16 protein-coding genes are annotated in these 16,691 nt (G+C 64.8%); 9 read left to right on the forward strand and 7 right to left on the reverse strand.

From position 1 onward, the window contains the following. The first annotated feature begins 157 nt into the window (after nt 1-157). The 6 genes from ACGHN1_RS00640 (at nt 158) to ACGHN1_RS00665 (ending at nt 5,430) form a co-directional block, all read left to right on the forward strand. Nucleotides 158-2,668, forward strand: a complete 2,511-nt coding sequence (locus ACGHN1_RS00640) for a helicase-related protein (protein ID WP_390547427.1) — start codon at nt 158-160, stop codon at nt 2,666-2,668. A gap of 14 nt (nt 2,669-2,682) precedes the next feature. Beyond that, nucleotides 2,683-2,994 (forward strand): RNA-binding S4 domain-containing protein, encoded by a 312-nt coding sequence (locus ACGHN1_RS00645; protein WP_390547428.1) that lies wholly within the window; start codon nt 2,683-2,685, stop codon nt 2,992-2,994. Beyond that, complete coding sequence (gene fdxA / locus ACGHN1_RS00650; protein ID WP_390547430.1) at nt 2,991-3,329, forward strand: ferredoxin FdxA; 339 nt, start codon at nt 2,991-2,993, stop codon at nt 3,327-3,329. Before ACGHN1_RS00645 ends, fdxA begins: the two co-directional genes overlap by 4 nt. A 259-nt stretch (nt 3,330-3,588) precedes the next feature. Next, complete coding sequence (locus ACGHN1_RS00655) at nt 3,589-4,122, forward strand: CarD family transcriptional regulator (RefSeq protein ID WP_390547431.1); 534 nt, start codon at nt 3,589-3,591, stop codon at nt 4,120-4,122. Between the two features lie 189 nt (nt 4,123-4,311). Beyond that, nucleotides 4,312-5,049, forward strand: coding sequence for a head GIN domain-containing protein (locus ACGHN1_RS00660; protein ID WP_390547433.1), 738 nt, complete (start codon nt 4,312-4,314; stop codon nt 5,047-5,049). Between the two features lie 51 nt (nt 5,050-5,100). Next, the gene (locus ACGHN1_RS00665) at nt 5,101-5,430 is read left to right on the forward strand and encodes a hypothetical protein (RefSeq protein WP_390547435.1); all 330 of its coding nucleotides are present in this window, start codon (nt 5,101-5,103) and stop codon (nt 5,428-5,430) included. Here ACGHN1_RS00665 and ACGHN1_RS00670 read toward each other — a convergent pair. Next, nucleotides 5,427-6,362: an L-threonylcarbamoyladenylate synthase gene (locus ACGHN1_RS00670; RefSeq protein ID WP_390547437.1), complete on the reverse strand. Its 936-nt coding sequence runs from the start codon at nt 6,360-6,362 to the stop codon at nt 5,427-5,429. The genes ACGHN1_RS00665 and ACGHN1_RS00670 overlap by 4 nt on opposite strands. Nucleotides 6,363-6,415: 53 nt before the next feature. On the opposite strand from ACGHN1_RS00670, the gene ACGHN1_RS00675 reads away from it, so the two are divergent. Then, nucleotides 6,416-8,155 (forward strand): acyl-CoA dehydrogenase, encoded by a 1,740-nt coding sequence (locus ACGHN1_RS00675; protein ID WP_390549709.1) that lies wholly within the window; start codon nt 6,416-6,418, stop codon nt 8,153-8,155. Between the two features lie 6 nt (nt 8,156-8,161). Here ACGHN1_RS00675 and ACGHN1_RS00680 read toward each other — a convergent pair whose 3' ends face one another. After that, on the reverse strand, nt 8,162-9,637 hold the full coding sequence (locus ACGHN1_RS00680; RefSeq protein WP_390547439.1) for a PQQ-dependent sugar dehydrogenase: 1,476 nt from the start codon (nt 9,635-9,637) through the stop codon (nt 8,162-8,164). Nucleotides 9,638-9,701: 64 nt separating this feature from the next. Between ACGHN1_RS00680 and ACGHN1_RS00685 the strand changes: the two genes are divergently transcribed. Together ACGHN1_RS00685 and ACGHN1_RS00690 are read left to right on the forward strand one after the other, a co-directional pair. Further along, a complete protein-coding gene (locus tag ACGHN1_RS00685; protein ID WP_390547440.1) occupies nt 9,702-10,184 on the forward strand; it encodes a GAF domain-containing protein in 483 nt (160 codons plus the stop codon). Nucleotides 10,185-10,294: 110 nt separating this feature from the next. Continuing rightward, complete coding sequence (locus ACGHN1_RS00690; protein ID WP_390547442.1) at nt 10,295-11,143, forward strand: glycine zipper domain-containing protein; 849 nt, start codon at nt 10,295-10,297, stop codon at nt 11,141-11,143. Between the two features lie 25 nt (nt 11,144-11,168). On the opposite strand, the gene ACGHN1_RS00695 is transcribed toward ACGHN1_RS00690, so the two are convergent. The 5 genes from ACGHN1_RS00695 to mnmE all read right to left on the reverse strand — a co-directional run bounded on the left by ACGHN1_RS00695 (nt 11,169) and on the right by mnmE (nt 16,689). After that, complete coding sequence (locus tag ACGHN1_RS00695) at nt 11,169-12,131, reverse strand: ParB/RepB/Spo0J family partition protein (RefSeq protein WP_390547444.1); 963 nt, start codon at nt 12,129-12,131, stop codon at nt 11,169-11,171. Beyond that, nucleotides 12,128-12,919 carry a ParA family protein gene (locus tag ACGHN1_RS00700; protein WP_390547446.1) on the reverse strand — a complete coding sequence of 264 codons (792 nt, stop codon included), beginning with the start codon at nt 12,917-12,919 and terminating at the stop codon, nt 12,128-12,130. Before ACGHN1_RS00700 ends, ACGHN1_RS00695 begins: the two co-directional genes overlap by 4 nt. Then, nucleotides 12,916-13,545 (reverse strand): 16S rRNA (guanine(527)-N(7))-methyltransferase RsmG, encoded by a 630-nt coding sequence (rsmG, locus tag ACGHN1_RS00705; protein ID WP_390547448.1) that lies wholly within the window; start codon nt 13,543-13,545, stop codon nt 12,916-12,918. The genes ACGHN1_RS00700 and rsmG overlap by 4 nt, the downstream gene beginning before the upstream one ends. Beyond that, on the reverse strand, nt 13,542-15,341 hold the full coding sequence (gene mnmG, locus ACGHN1_RS00710; protein ID WP_390547450.1) for a tRNA uridine-5-carboxymethylaminomethyl(34) synthesis enzyme MnmG: 1,800 nt from the start codon (nt 15,339-15,341) through the stop codon (nt 13,542-13,544). Before mnmG ends, rsmG begins: the two co-directional genes overlap by 4 nt. 73 nt (nt 15,342-15,414) lie before the next feature. Further along, nucleotides 15,415-16,689, reverse strand: a complete 1,275-nt coding sequence (gene mnmE / locus ACGHN1_RS00715; protein WP_390547452.1) for a tRNA uridine-5-carboxymethylaminomethyl(34) synthesis GTPase MnmE — start codon at nt 16,687-16,689, stop codon at nt 15,415-15,417. Nucleotides 16,690-16,691: the final 2 nt, after the last annotated feature.

Below are 16,691 nucleotides of genomic sequence, written 5' to 3' on the forward strand. Positions count from 1 at the left end.
GAACTGCCTCCGACCCGTTTGCGGTGCGATGGCTCAAATCCCTGCGCGGTTAAAGTTAAGATCGCCCTAATTCGCGCCCATCCGAGTCCGCTGTGCGCCGAGTTGAATTCGCCGGCGAGGTTGTGAACCGGCGAAGCGACTGCCATCTGTGCAATTGATGCAGGACAGTTCTGTCAAAGCGGTTCTCGGCCCCACCAACACCGGCAAGACCCACCTCGCGATCGAGCGGATGTGCGCCCATTCGAGCGGGACCATGGGCTTTCCGCTGCGGCTGCTGGCGCGCGAGGTCTACGACCGGGTGCGGGCGATCAAGGGCGACAAGCAGGTCGCGCTGATCACCGGCGAGGAACGGATCGAGCCCGAGGGCGCGCGCTACATGTGCTGCACGGTCGAGGCGATGCCGCGAACCGGAGGGGGCGCGGGGTTCGTCGCGCTCGACGAGGCGCAGCTATCCGCCGACCGCGAGCGCGGCCACATCTTCACCGACCGCCTGCTCAATGCCCGCGGACGCGAGGAAACCATGCTGCTGGGTGCGGCGACGCTGGCTCCCATGGTAAAGGCGCTGGTGCCCGAGGCCGAGATCACCGAGCGGCCGCGCTTTTCCACGCTGACCCACATCGGACCGCGCAAGCTCTCGCGCCTGCCGCCGCGCAGCGCCGTGGTCGCCTTCAGCGCCGAGCAGGTCTATGCGGTGGCGGAAATGCTGCGCCGCTTCCGCGGGGGCGCTGCGGTGGTCATGGGCGCGCTCAGCCCGGAAACGCGCAATCGCCAGGTCGAACTCTTCCAGAACGGCGAGGTCGATTACATCGTCGCCACCGATGCCATCGGCATGGGGCTCAATCTCGACGTCACCCACGTCGCTTTCGCCGGCCTCAGCAAGTTCGACGGTGTGCGCACCCGGCGCTTGCTCCCGGCCGAGATGGCCCAGATCGCCGGGCGCGCCGGCCGGCACCAGAAGGACGGCACCTTCGGCATGCTGGCGGGCGGACAGCGTGGCGGCACGCCGCCCGAGTTCAACGAAGAGGAAATCTACGCGATCGAGGAGCATCGCTTCGCGCCGATCACGAAATTGTTCTGGCGCGATGCCGAACCGCGTTTCGACAGCCTCGGGACGCTGATCGCCGATCTCGAGACTCCCCCCGAAAGCGAGGTCCTCAGGCTTGCGCCCGAAGCGATCGACCTCGCGACGCTCAAGCGCCTTTCGGAAGAGCCCTTCGCCGCCGATATCCGCTCGCCGGGCATGGTCAGGCGTTTCTGGGAGGCCTGCTCGCTCCCCGACTTCCGCCAGCGCGGACCCGATGTCCACGCGCGGCTCGTCGCCCGTTTGTGGCAGGATCTGCGTCACGGCCATATCGGCGCGGACTATGTCGCTGCCCGCATTTCCGAACTCGACAACATGGCGGGCGACATCGATACGCTGCAGGGGCGGATCGCGGCGATTCGCAGCTGGGCCTATATCTGCCAACGGCCCGACTGGGTGCTGGCCCGCGACGAAATGGCCGCGCGCGCCCGGGCGGTGGAAGCGAAGCTGTCCGATGCGCTGCATGCGCGGCTGACCGAGCGCTTCGTCAACCGGAGGACGACCATACTGATGAAATCCATGGGCGAAGACGTCTCTGCCCTGCCGATCACGCTCGACGACGACGGCGTGGTCAGTGTGGAAGGCGAGGCCATCGGAAAAGTCGGCGGCCTGCGCTTCGACGTCGATCATTCGGCCAGCCATGCGGATCGCAAGATGCTGCTCGCAGCAGCCGAGAAAGCTTTGCCGCGTCTACTTGGCGAACGGGTCGATCGGCTGATCGCTGCGGAACTCGCTGATGTCACTCTGGAGAGAGGCGCGATCCGTTGGGGCCGGCAGAACCTGGCGACGGCAGAGTTGCGCGACAGCGGCGCGGTGCTGACGCCGTCCCGCGAAGTCGACCGCCTGCCGGAAGCCAACCGCACGGCGCTGCTGACAGCGCTCGACGCCTGGCTGGAACGCCGGCTCGAACCGCTCGAACCGCTGCGGAAACTGCAGCAGGCGGCACGGTCGCCCGACACCGGTTCGCAGGGTCGCGCCCTGCTACTCAACCTGATCGCCGGTCACGGCTTCGTCACCCGCGAGAATGCGGGGATCGAGCATCTTCCCAAGGAGCTGCGGCCCTTCTTGCGCAAGACCGGCGTGACCTTCGGGGCGCTCGACATCTTCGCGCCCGGTTTGCTCAAGCCTGCACCCCGCCGGATTCTTCACGCGCTGGGGCGCGACCGGCGACCGCTGGAGGAGATGATGCTGCCGGTGATCGCCGATCGCGCGAAACTGCCCGCCGGCTATCGCCATGCAGGGAGCCAGGCGATCCGGCTTGACCTCGCAGAGAAGATATTTCGAGCCGCGCACGAGACGCGAGCGACATCGCAAAACCGAGCCAAGGCCGAAAAGCGGCGGCGCAAATTCGTGCTCGACCTGTCACTGCCGGTGTCGATCGGGCTCGAGCCCGACAATATCGTTCGTTTGCTCGGCCAGGCGGGTTTCCGTGTCCAGCGCGCCCGGCCGATGGCCGAAGGCGCGTTCGGACCCGCGCGACCGGACCTCTGGGAATGGCGCCCCTCGCGCCGCAAGACCGAGCGGCAGGCGCCCGTGAAGCCGCGCGAAGGCAGCGCCTTCGCGGCACTGGCGGACCTCGTTCGGTAGGGGCAGCGCCGGAATTGCGGATCGATCGCCTGCTGTGCATGCTGCGGTTCTGCCGGACCCGGAGCCGCGCCGCCGATCTCGTCGCTGCAGGTCACATGCGCCGCAACGGCGAGCGGGTGACCCGTTCGAGCCAGCCGGTCGCCATCGGCGATGTGCTCACCATCCCCATCGGGAACACGGTGCGGCTGGTGGAAGTTCTCGCCATGCCCGCCCGGCGCGGTCCTCCGCGCGAGGCGCAAAGCTGCTATCGGATGCTTGACCCCATAGACCAAAGCGCCATAGCACCCGGGCGCGACCAGACACACGAAGGAAAAGATCGCCCATGACCTACGTCGTCACCGACGCCTGCATCAAATGCAAATACACAGACTGCGTCGAGGTCTGCCCGGTCGACTGCTTCTACGAAGGCGAGAACATGCTCGTCATCAACCCATCGGAATGCATCGATTGCGGCGTGTGCGAGCCCGAATGCCCGGCCGAGGCGATCCTGCCCGATACCGAGGACGGGCTCGAGAAATGGCTCGAGATCAACACCAAGTTCTCCGCCGAATGGCCGAATATCACCCAGTCGAAGGAACCGCCCGAGGACGCCGACGAACACAAGGGCGAAGAGGACAAGTACGAAAAGTTCTTCAGCCCGGACCCGGGCGACGGCGACTGATCGCCCCGCTCGCATCGACATCCTGGCGCCTATCCTGTCCCTTATGTTCGCCAGACTCGCAATATTCGCGAGTGTGTGCTATATAATGCAACAACCGCGCCGGTTTGCCCCGGCCAGGTGATACGGACCGAAAGGGCAGAACCACCTTTTTACCGAAAGACATGCCGAGACAGGGCCGCGGCTCTTTTCGAACCGCGACCGATGCCGTTCGTGACTTTCGTGAGAAGGAAATCCTCCGCCCGCGACGAAAGGATTTTGCATGGCGAGCAAGGCTGACGCCTTCGATGTTGGCGATTACGTTGTCTACCCCAAGCACGGCGTGGGCCGTGTGATCGAGCTGCAGAGCGAGGAGATCGCCGGCATGCAGCTCGAGCTGTATGTCCTGCGGTTCGAGAAGGAGCGGATGACGCTCCGCGTTCCTGTGAACAAGGTCGAATCGATCGGCATGCGCAAGCTGTCGAGCGACAAGACGCTCAAGGAAGCGATGGAAACCTTGAAGGGCAAGCCCAAGGTCAAGCGCACCATGTGGAGCCGACGGGCCCAGGAATACGAGGCGAAGATCAACTCGGGCGAGATCGTCCTGATCGCCGAAGTGACGCGCGACCTGTTCCGTCCGGAGGACCAGCCCGAGCAAAGCTATTCCGAGCGGCAGATTTTCGAAGCGGCCTCGAGCCGGCTTGCCCGCGAACTCGCGGCGATGGAAAAGACCGACGAGGCGGCCGCGCTGGAAAAGATTCTCGATGTGCTGCGGACCCATGCGCCGCAATATTACGAGAACGCCGAAGACGCATGACCGGCACTTCCCCACAGGGATGACGAAGGGGCCGCTCCTGCAAGGGGGCGGCTCTTTTCGTCTCGGACTTGAACTCGGACTCGTGCTGTATTATAACGGCAACACACATAGCGTGTGGAGAACCGTTCGATGCTGCACAAATTTTTCAGAAATTTTGCCCCGCTAGCCGCGTTCGCCGCCGGTGCTTCATTGGCCGGGTGCAATTATTCCATGACGGTGGGCGATACGGACGGCGTCCCGCTCGCCCAACTGGACATGAGCGGCACCCCGCCCGAAGGGATCGTGCTGGCCGGCCCCGACCGGATCATCATCAGCGACGGCGAGATACTCGCCATCAATGTCTCGGGCGATGCCGAGGCAGTGGAGCTGCTCCGCTTCAATCTGGAGGACGGCAAGCTCGGCATCATGCGCGAAAACGGCAATTGGCGCGACACCGGCACCGCGATCGTCCGGGTCACCATGCCGAGCCCGCGTGGTATTACCCTGGCGGGGTCCGGCAACATCGAGGCCGCTTCGCTTTCGGGCGACGCCACGGAGGCAACCATCGCGGGTTCGGGCGCGCTCAGGATCGCACGGCTGACGACCGGTGCGTTGGATCTCAACATCATGGGCTCTGGCGCATTCGCTGCCGCCGGCAATGCCGAGCGGCTCGACATGAATATCGCCGGCTCCGGTTCCTCGAAAATGCGCGATCTGAGGGTCGGCGATGCCGAGATATCGATAGCCGGATCGGGCGACGGCGAGTTCGCCTCGGACGGTACGGTAGAAGCCAACATCGCCGGTTCGGGCACGGTCACCGTCCACGGGCGTGCAGCCTGCACCGTAAACGCCATGGGCTCGGGCAAGGTCATCTGCCGCGACGATGCCCGGGCCGAGACTGGCGCCCGTGCCGCACCGAGCGAAACGGAAGCCGGCGCCGGCGACTAATTCATCGCAAGGCCATCGCAGACCTTCTAGGGCGGCCGTGGAGGTCCACAGATGCGCCCGCTGCTTGCTTTCGCCTTACCCTTTGCCGCGCTGACGCTTTCGGGCTGCCTGGCCAAGACCGTAGTCGACGTCGCCACCTTGCCCGTCAGGGCGGTCGGCAAGGGCGTGGATTTGGTCACGACCAGCCAGTCCGAAGCGGACGAAGCCCGCGGCCGCGAAATTCGCCGGCGCGAGGAACGGCTGGCCAAACGCGAACGGCAGTATCGCGAAGAGAACGAGGATTGCCGTGACGGCGACCGCTCGGCCTGCGATGATGCCCGCCAGACCTACGAAGAAATCCAGGCGATATTGCCGAGCGTTCCGCTCGAGCCGGAAGATTAGTCGACCGGCACCGCCGCGCGTCGCAATCGGTCGTTGATCGCTCGGCCGATACCTTCGTTCGGCACCGGCGCGACGGCGATACGCGGCCGGTCGGACGCCGCCGCTTCGTGCAGGCAGGCATAGAGGCGTGACGCCGCCTCGACGAGATCGCCGCTCGGCGAAAGTCCGCAGTCTCCTTCTACCGTCCCGAATCCGATCAGGAATTCGTCGTCCGCGCCGCCCGTTGCGTTTAATCGCAACGGTTTGCCCGGCGAATAGTGGCTGGCGAGTTGTCCGGGCGCTTCGATAGGATGGTCGGTCCGAAGATGTCTGCCTGAAGCGAAGGTAATCGGGCCGGGCCGCAATTCCTCGATACGCCCGTCTCCGCGCACCGCGGCGATGGTCGATTCCAGTCCGCCCTGACATTCGCCTCCGTTGATCACGGCATCCACCCGCCCGTCGAGCGTCGCCAGCACATGCGCCGCGGTGGTCGGACTGACCGACCCGCTGCGATTGGCCGAGGGTGCGGCAAGAGGCAGATCGAGCTCCGTTAGTACCGCACGCATCACCGGGTGCTCCGGGCACCGAAGCGCGATCGTCGGCAGGCCGGCGCTGACCGCCGGTGCGAGGCCATTGTCTGGCAGCGCCGGAAGCACGAGCGTCAAAGGACCCGGCCAGTGCCGTTCGGCGAGCTCGCGAGCCGGCGCGTCGAATGTCGCGAACTGCGTGGCGCGCTCCTGCGAGGCGACATGGACGATCAGCGGGTTGAAGCCGGGCCGGCCCTTGGCCGTGTAGATCCGTGCCACCGCGGCCTCGCTGTCGGCGCGGGCGGCGAGGCCGTATACGGTCTCGGTGGGGATCGCCACGAGACCGCCCTCGCGCAGGATGGCCGCCGCCCGGCCGATCCCCTCCGCATCCGCCCCAAGCTGTTCCGTAGCGTATTTGCCCGTCATGGCCCGGCGCTATATCTGGGGACGCGCAAAGCCAAGAGGACCTGTTGCCCGTGATCGCATATTCGCCAGCCACCGCAGACCAGCTGCTCGCCATCAAGATCAACGCCGGAATCGCCGAGCTCGCGCAATCCGAGCGCTTCGCCGCCGCCGAACCGGATATGGTCGAGGCGATCGTCGAGGGGGTCGGCCAGTTCGCCGCCGGAGAATGGGCACCGCTCAACCGCCTCGGCGATCTCGAAGGTGCCAAGCTCGAAAACGGCGTCGTGAGGCTGCCCGACGGTTTCGAGGCAGCCTATGCCCACTATGTCGAGCAGGGATGGAACGCGATTGCGGGTCCGCCGGATCACGGCGGTCAGGGCCTGCCGTTCACCCTCGCCTGCAACGTGCTCGAAAATCTCGGCACCGCCAACATGGCCTTCACCCTGCTGCCGATCCTGAGCGTCGGCGCGATCGAGGCGATCGAGCATCACGGCACACCGGAACAGAAGGCAAAATATCTGCCCGATCTGGTGAGCGGAAACTGGTCCGGGACGATGAATTTGACCGAGCCTCAAGCCGGAAGCGACGTTGGCGCGCTGCGCACGACCGCCACGCCGATCGAGGAAGGCGAACATGTCGGCCAATACCGGATCGCCGGTCAGAAAATCTACATCACCTGGGGCGAGCACGAGTTGGCGAAAAACATCGTCCACCTCGTGCTTGCCCGCCTGCCCGGTGCGCCGGAGGGCAGCCGAGGAATCTCCCTCTTCCTGGTCCCGAAGTACCATGTGAAGCCCGACGGCTCGCTCGGCGCCCGCAACGATCTGCGCCCGGTCAGCCTGGAGCACAAGCTCGGCATCAACGCCTCGCCCACCTGCGTGATGAGCTATGGCGACAGCGGCGAATGCATCGGCGAGCTGGTGGGCGAGGAGAACCGCGGCCTCGCAGCGATGTTCACGATGATGAACAATGCCCGCATCAATGTCGGCAATCAGGGGGTGCAGATCGGCGAGCGGGCGACGCAGCAGGCGCTTGCCTATGCCCGCGAGCGCATTCAGTCGGCCCGTGCGGGAGCGGCGGACAAGAGCCCGGTGGCGATCCTGGAGCATCCGGACGTGCGGCGCATGATTCTGCGGATGATGGCGCTGACCCAGGGCGCACGGGCGCTGCTTTACTACACCGCCGGCCAGATCGACCGCGGTACGCTGGGCGATGCCGATGCCAGAAGCCGCGCCGAGATCTGCGTGCCCCTGCTCAAGGCCTGGGGCACCGACATCGGCGTCGAGGTCGCGAGCCTGGGCATCCAGGTGCACGGCGGCATGGGCTTCGTCGAGGAGACCGGCGCCGCGCAGCACTGGCGCGATGCGCGGATCGCCCCGATCTACGAGGGCACCAACGGAATCCAGGCCGCAGACCTGGTCACTCGCAAGCTGGGACTGGAGGGCGGTGCGGCCCTGACCGGCCTGCTCGAACAGATCGCCCGCGAGAGCAGCGGCGAACCGATGTTGTTCGCACTCGCCGGCGAGTGCGCCGCTGTCGCACACTGGATGCGCGAAGAAGCGAGCCTCGACGACCGGCTGGCGGGTAGCGTGCCCTTCTGCACCATGATGGCAGTGGCGGTGGCGGGCTGGCAACTCACGCGTCAGCTCGCGGCTATCGAGGGCGGCGAAGCACCGGGCATCGTCGACACGAAACGCGCCGCGGTGCGATTCTTCCTCGACCGGATCGTCCCCGAAGCCATCGGCCTGAAAGCCGGAGCCATCGGCGGCGCGGGCGGGCTCTACACGCTCAGTGCGGAGCAGATGGTCGGCTGACCGGGCCTATTGCGCCGGTTCCTCGCGGGCGTAGTCGTCGCGGCCGAAGCTGGAACGGTTGCCCCGCAGCTCGCGCTGGGCGGGCAGGCGCTCGCCCCGCTGGCGCGCGATCGCGGTCTGCCCTTCCGCCCCCGGCGCAGCGACCCGCCAGATGATCCCGGCGGTATCGTCGCTCACCAGCAGCGAGCCGTCTCCGGCCCATTCGACCCAGGTCGGGCGGCCCTTGGTGGTGCCGTCCTCGTTGAGGAAGCCGGTGAGGACCGGGATCGGCTTGCCGGTCGGATTGCCGCGCTCGTCGAAGGCGACATAGACGACATCGTAGCCCGAAGGCGGCTTGCGGTTCCACGATCCGTGCCGGGCGATGAAGGCGCCCGAGGAAAAGCCCTCGCCCATCCGCGCGCCTTCCTCGCTGAACACGAAACCGAGCGCAGCCACATGGGGACCGAGCGCATATTCCGGGCGCCGTGCGTACTCCGTGAGATAGGCGGGGATCGGTGCTTCGACCCGCTGGTCGACATTGTCCTTCCAGTAAACCCACGGCCAGCCGTATTGCGCACCGACCGGCACATTGGTGAGGTAATCGGGCACGAGGTCCGACCCCAGCATGTCGCGCTCGTTGACAGTGGTCCACAATTCGCCGGACCAGGGGCTGAAATCGAGCCCGTTGGGATTGCGCAGACCCGCGCCGAACACCCGCTGCCGTCCCGTCTCGAGATCGTATTCCCAGATCAGCGCCCGGCCTTCCTCGACCTCCATTCCTTGGTCGCCGATATTCGAAACCGATCCGACGGCGACGTAGAGCTTGTTCTCTTCCGGATGGAGCGCGAGGTTGCGCATCCAGTGCCCTCCGCCCGGCGCGAGGTCCATCAGCTTGCGGGGTTCGCCGCCGAGTGCGTTTGCGCCGAGCTCGTAGGGAAAAGCGAGCACCGCGTTGTGGTTGGCAACATAGAGCGTCCCGTCGCGCCAGGCGATGCCGGAGGGCGATTCGAGATCGTCGGAGAGGACGAAGCGCTCGTCGGCGGCGCCGTCCCCATCGGTGTCGCGCAGCAGCAGCAGCGTGTCCGCAGATTCGCCCGTCGCTCCCGCCCGGCTCATCAGCGTCTTTTCGATCCAGCCGGTGATGCGATCGAGCAGACCGGGCTCGCCTTCGGGCTCCTTGCCCGGCGCGCGCGTCAGGCTGACGAGAATGTCGCCGTTGGGGAGGGCCTGGAGCGTACGCGGATGGTCGAGACCGTCGGCGAATCGCGACACCGCAAGGCCTTCGGCAGGCACCGGCACCTCGTCCTCCGCCCAGCCTAGGGGTTCGGCGATCGCCACCGTCGGAATGGTCTCGGCATCCGCCTCCTCGAGCGTCGGATCGGTGCCGGTCACCTCCTCGATGGGGACGTCGGCCCGGTCGCCGCGGGTTGCAAAATATCCTGCGGCGGCGAGGACCACCAGGAGGATGACGATGCCGATGAGGATTTTCTTGCCGGTGCTCATGATCTGCGATCTAGGCGAGCCCGCGACTTGCGGCAATGGTCCGGACACCTAGATAGCGGTCGCCATGTACGACTTCAGACCCGCGCCAGGCACGTCCAAGCCCGAACTCCATCGCCAGCTGGTCGATGCCGCCGACGCACTCACCGCCGACGAGCGCGATCCGGTTGCCAACATGGCCAATGTCGCCGCGCTGATGGGAGAGTTCCTCGACCGGGTGAACTGGGCCGGATTCTATCGCGCGGTCGGCGGCGAATTGGTGCTGGGTCCCTTCGTCGGCCGGCCCGCCTGCATCCGCATACCGTTCGGGACCGGCGTTTGCGGGGCCGCCGCACGGGACCGCGCGACCCAGCTCGTCCCCGATGTTCATGCATTTCCCGGGCACATCGCCTGCGACGGGGCGACGCGGTCCGAACTGGTCGTTCCCGTGGTCCGTGAGGGCGAAACCATCGCGGTCATCGACCTCGACAGCCCGGACCTCGCGCGATTCGATGAGGACGACGCCGCCGGGATCGAGCGATTGGCTGAATTGCTTTCCACGCGGATCTGACATCCCTGCCTGCCCCATAGCGGGACAGGCCGGCGAGAGTGCTTTTGCCAGGGCGGGACCCCGGTGGTAATCCGGAGGTAGTTGCCCGCGAAAGGTAGGTTCCCGCCATCATGTCCAGCATCCTCAAAGCCGCCGCCGTGTCGGCCGTCGCACTCGCCGGCTGTGCGCCTGCGTTCGCACAGACCATCTATTACGAGGATGGCGACTATCTTTATGCCGTTCCCGGACCCGAGGGCGAGTCGGTCGAGCAAGATGCGATGGTGACATATCAGGCTGCGCCGGCCGTTCCGGTGAAGGAAAACACCGCGGTCCGCGCAATTCCTCCGCGGCCCCTACCGCCGGGACCGGTGCCGCCTCCGCCGCCCCATCATCGCGCGTCGCTCTACCTGCCCGAAGCCCATTCGTCGGCGCGGTTGCCGATGATCATCCCGCCCATGACGCATTACGGGGCCGGCTATGCGGGGGTAGACGGGTATTCCTATTCAGCGCATACGCCTCAGGCCTATAGCGCCCCGTCGGGATATCTGCCCAATGGCGCGCAGCTGGTCGCCTTCGACAGCGACGCCTGGCTCTCGGAATGCAGTTCGCGGCTCGCCGGCTATGAAGAGCGCGATCGCGGGCGCGTGATCGGAACACTTGCCGGCGCCTTGGCCGGCGGCGTTATCGGCAATCGCATCGCCGACGGCAACCGCCTCGGCGGGACGCTGCTGGGGGCGGGTGTCGGGGGGCTCGCCGGTTCGGCCATCGGGGATTCGATCGACGATCGCGGCGACAGGCGCGCTTACGACGATGCTTACGCCTACTGCGCGGACTATCTCGACGATTATCTGACGAGGGCAAGCAATCACGGCGGGGGGCCGCTCGCCTACGCGCCCGGCCAGCAATACATGCTCGTGCCGGTCTCGATCCCGGTAGCGCAGCAGGTGGTGTATCGTCCGGTAATCGAACCGGAGGAATGATGCGGCGAAAGTCGCGCCGCGCGACTTAGATTTCGCCTCCGGTCAGCCGCTGGCAGATCAGATCGAGCTGATCGAGGCTGCGATACGAAATCGTCACCGTTCCGCTGCTGGGCGGTTGTCCGCTCTTGATCCGGACCGTCAGGCCGAGGAATTCCTCGAGATGGTTTTGCACCGCCGCGATATCGGCGTCGTCGGCGGAGGCGCCTTCGCGGCGCGGCGCTCTCGGTTTCGATTTCGCCTCGCCCCGCGCCAGCTTTTCGACCTCGCGGACCGACAGCCCCTCTTTGGCGGCGCGTCGGCCCAATTCCGAAGCATCATCGTGACCGATCAGCGCGCGAGCGTGGCCCATGGCGAGCTCGCCGGACGCGACCAGCGCCAATACGTCGTCGGGAAGGGTGAGCAAGCGCTGGAAATTGGCAACGTGGCTACGCGACTTGTCGACCATCCGGGCGATTTCGGACTGAGTCAGCTCTTCTTCCTCGGCGAGACGCTGGTATGCCCGCGCCTCCTCGATCGGGTTGAGGTCCTCTCGCTGCAGGTTTTCGATGAGCGCCAGCGCCATGACCTCCCGCTGATCGAGATCGCGGACGATGGCCGGGATTTCGTGCAAACGGGCCTTTTGCGCCGCCCGCCAGCGGCGCTCGCCGGCAACGAGTTCGAAGCCATCGCCCTTCGGACGAACGATGATTGGCTGGATTACCCCCCTCGCCTCGATCGAGGCGGCCAACTGATCCAGCGCCTCCTCGTCGAAATGGGTACGCGGCTGACCGGCCAGGGGCCGGATCTTTGAAATGTCTAGGAGTTTCAGAGCGTTATTTGACGGGTGGGCTTCGGACGGCGGTATGGTGCCCCCTTCGTCCGTCTGGCCGTTCGCTCTCCCGACCGGCTCTTCGCGCCGAACATCCCCCATCAGCGCCCCTAGGCCGCGACCCAGCTTCCGACGCGCCGGCAGACGGGTTTTCGCGTCTTTTTCCTCGCTATCGCTCATGCGGCTTCCCTCTCCTGCGGCAAGCGCTCGATCAGTTCGCGAGCCAGCGCGATATACGCGCGGCTCCCCGCACATTGATGATCGTAGACGAGTGCCGGCAATCCGTGGCTGGGAGCCTCGGACAGCCTAACATTACGCGGTATCACCGAATCGAACACCAGCTTGCCGAGACAATCCCGGACGTCGTCAGCCACTTGGTCCGTAAGCCGGTTGCGGCGATCGAACATCGTCAGGACTACGCCCAGAATGCCAAGATCGGGATTGAACCGCTCCTGTACCCTTTCGACCGTCTGGAGCAGTTGGCTCAAACCTTCGAGGGCGAAAAATTCGCATTGTAGCGGGACCAGGAGCGAATCGGCGGCACCAAGTGCGTTCAGGGTCAATAGCCCCAGGGACGGCGGACAGTCGATGAAACAGATATCATAGCTTGAGGGCCCACCATGGGCCGATCCCGCAAGCGCGCTTTTCAGCCGGTGGGAGCGATCCTCGACGGCAACCAGCTCGACCTCGGCTCCCGAAAGGTCTTGGGTCGCAGGAACGATGTCGAGATTGGGTATCTCGGTTGCCTGCGCACAACTGTCCAGGCCGACTTGATCCACCAGGAGGTCGAAGCTGGTCGTCTTTCGAGCAGAGGACGCGACTCCAAGGCCCGTGGACGCATTTCCCTGCGGGTCCAGGTCCAGAAGCAAGGTCTTCCACCCGGTAGCTGCCATGGCAGTGGCAATATTGATAGCGGTAGTGGTTTTGCCCACTCCACCCTTTTGATTGGCTATTGCAACGGTGATCATTGTCGCGCCTCGACTTTACCTGTGCCGATGATGATGCCCGCGTCCGCGCTCGTCAGAGATTGTTCCACGTGAAACATCGCACGAAGATTGTCCGGCAAGCCTTTTACCTCACTCGCCGCTGATCGGCCTTTGGGCAATAGCCAGCGGGTTCGGCTTGTGGAGAAGCGTGCGGACAATTTGAGGAGTTTTTCGAGCGGAGCGAAGGCCCGCGCTGTGATGAGATCGACAGGGCGTGTGGAAACCTGCTCCAGCCGGCATCCTTCAACCTTGCAGTTGTGCAACCCTAGGTCATTGCGCATTCGCTCCAACCATTCGATTCTTCGTCCTCTGACTTCTACCAGAGTGACGGCCACTTCCGGAGCCAGGATCGCCAGTATGAGTCCAGGAAAACCAGCCCCGGACCCTAGGTCCATGCATGATTGCGTTTCACGTGGAACAAACGCCATCAGCTGTGCCGAATCGGCAAAATGGCGCTGCCAAATGTTTCTGAGCGAAGCTGAAGAAACCAGGTTTTGTAGCTGGTTTTCCGCGCGGAGCGCTTCTTCCAGGGTCTTGAGTTTTTCAAGAGCTGAGGCGGGCGCAAATTTCGCGACGAATGCCTTGGCGTCCATTTCGCCATCGATCATGCCGCGGTCTTCGCTCTTTTGCGAACCTCGACCAGAAGGGCGGAAAGAGCGGCGGGGGTGATCCCCCGGACCCGCGCCGCTGCAGCCAGTGAGAGGGGCTGTGCCGCTTCCAGACGCTGGACCATTTCGTTGGACATGCCCGGTATCGTTCGAAACGAGAATTTTGGGGGAATTGCCAAGTTCTCGTTTGCACGCAGTTCCCGCAATTCGCTGTCTTGTCGCGCCACATAAGGCGCGTAGCGGATATCCTCAATCGTCTCCTGTAGAACGTCATCGTTCCTTGTGAAATCGGTTCTCAGTGATTCGACCAGTTCGGTCAAACCGAGCCCACTTCCTCGGATAAGATCGGCAAGGTCTGCGCGGCTCTCGATCATGGCCCTCGCCTCTCCGAGGCGCGCTTGCCGATCCTCGAACCACTTGCGTCGGCGGGTGCGAACGCACCCGATACGCATTGCTTCGGCAGTTAGTCGAGTGGTCGCATTCCCTGCTCGCAGGCGAAGTCGATACTCCGCTCGGGACGTCAGCATGCGATAGGGTTCGGTAACCCCCTGCAAAGTGAGATCGTCGATCATTACGGCGATATAGGAATTTGCGCGATCGATGCCGGGCGGTTCGATGCCCAACACGTCGGAAGCAGCTGCAATCCCGGCAACCAGCCCCTGGGCAGCCGCCTCTTCGTACCCAGTGGTTCCGTTGATTTGCCCGGCACAATGCAACCCCGGCAAGGCTCGCACCTCCAATCCGCGGGTAAGGGCCCGAGGATCGAGATGGTCGTATTCGACTGCATAGCCCGGAACGACCATTTCGACGCGATCGAGCCCATTTATGCTCCGAAGCATTGCCAACTGGACATCCTCCGGAAGGGATGTGCTGATTCCGTTGGGGTAAACTGCAAAAGTGTCGAGACCTTCGGGTTCAAGGAACACCTGGTGTCCGTCGCGGTCTCCGAACCGATGGATCTTGTCTTCTATCGACGGGCAGTACCGAGGCCCTTCCGCGCCGATAGCCCCGGAAAACAGCGGAGACCGGTCAAGGTTGGCACGGATGATTTCGTGCGCGCGCTGATTGGTTCGGGTTATCGCACAGAATATCTCTGGATTTCTGCGGTTTCGACCCATCGCGGACATGGTCCAGCGCTCGCCGTCCGACGGCTGCTCTTCAAGCCTCGACCAGTCGATCGTTCGGCCGTCGAGCCGCGGAGGCGTTCCTGTCTTGAGCCGGGCCATTGGCAGTTCGGCGTCGCGGATCTGGGCGGCAAGCCGAAGCGCGGATTGCTCACCGACGCGCCCGCCCTCCATGCGCCGCTCGCCGCGGTACAGGATGCCGCCGAGAAACGTCCCGGTGCACAGTATGACCCGCTTGCCCTCGATCGCAGTACCGTCTGCCAGTTCGATGCCGCCGACCGAATCACCGTTGAATCGCAAGGCGACGGCCTCGCCGGGAATGACGGTCAGATCGCCCTGTTCCTTGATCGCACGCTGGACTGCTCTTCTGAAGAGCTGTCGATCCGCCTGAACGCGTGGCCCCCAGACCGCACTACCCTTGGACCGATTGAGCATGCGATAATGGATCGCCGCCTCATCCGCGGCAGCCGCAATGACGCCGTCGAATGCATCGACCTCGCGCACCAAATGTCCTTTGCCCAATCCGCCGATCGCGGGATTGCAGCTCATCGCTCCGATCGCATCGGGATCGAAACTCACCAGCGCCACCCGCACGCCCATCCGGGCGGCGACGGCCGCAGCCTCTACTCCGGCATGACCTCCACCGACGACAACGATATCGAAGCTGCTCACCGCACCTCCGTTAGATCAGCCATCCTCCTACGTCAAAACGATGTTCCACGTGAAACAACCGTGACGGAAGCGCTCACTTCCCGATGCAAAAGCGTCCGAAGAGAGCATCGAGCATTTCTTCCGTCGAAGCACGCCCCAGCAATCGGTCGAACGCGATGCGGGCGCGCCGCAAAGCCTCGCCCACTATGAGCAGGTCGCACTCTTCCTCAGCTACCTCCAGTTCCACCCGCGCATAGTGGATCAACCTGCGCTGCCGGTCTGCGAGGGCTGCCTCGCCCGGCTTGGGAAGCAACAGGCCGGCCCGTTCGACAAGTCCGGCTTCGAGCTCCCCCAACCCCAAACCGGTTACCGATGAGACCAAATAGTCGGGCGTTTTCTTTCCAGGGGCTCCGGTGTCTGTCATGGATTGTATCTCTAGGGCATGCGGCGGCCCATTTCCTTCCGGGCCAAGCCATAGGACGATGTCCGCACGATCCATCTGCTCGCGGGCGCGACCGATGCCTTCGCCTTCCACCGCATCCGAGGCGGCCTCTCGAATTCCCGCCGTATCGACAAGGACGAATGGCACGCCGGAAAAGGCAACCGGCCGCTCGATGACATCGCGGGTGGTCCCGGGGATGTCGGAGACTATGGCCACCCCATCACGGGCCAACGCATTGAAGAGAGAAGATTTTCCACTGTTCGGGGGCCCCGCCAGAACGACGCGTACGCCTTGGCGCAAGCGCTCGGCGGGCGGCCGCGCCAAAGCTTCCTCCAACGCGCCTCCGAGAGCTTCCAAACGCTGCGTAAAGCCCTCCGGCAGTTCGGAGACATCATCCTCGTCCGAGAAATCGAGCGCCGCCTCGATCAGAGCCGACAGGGCGAGCACGTCGTCACGCCATCCCTCCACCATCCGGCTGGTCGCCCCGCCGAACGCAACCTGCGCGGCCCGGCGCTGCAATTCCGTCTCCGCGGCCAGCAAATCCGCAAGTCCGTCTGCCTCGGCCAGATCGATCCGGCCATTTTCGAAGGCCCTGCGCGTAAACTCGCCCGCTTCGGCGCGGCGCAGCCCGGGAAGCTTCGCCAGGGCATCCTCGACCGCCCGGACCACTGCCCGGCCGCCATGGCAATGCAGTTCCACCAGATCCTCTCCGGTGGCAGTGTCCGGACCAGGAAACCAGATCACCAGCGCGCGGTCGAGCAGCTCGCCCTCGCCATCGCGTAAGGCGCGCAACACCGTTCGGCGAGGCTCGGGAAGCGAACCGGCCAGCGCCTTCAGCGCAGGCGCAGCGCCCTTCCCGCTGACGCGCACGATGGCGATGGCTGCCGGAGGCGCGCCGCTCGACAGGGCGAAAATCGTGTCGCCCATGC

Origin of the sequence: Qipengyuania sp. MTN3-11 (assembly GCF_042851825.1) — a bacterium.
GTDB lineage: Bacteria > Pseudomonadota > Alphaproteobacteria > Sphingomonadales > Sphingomonadaceae > Qipengyuania.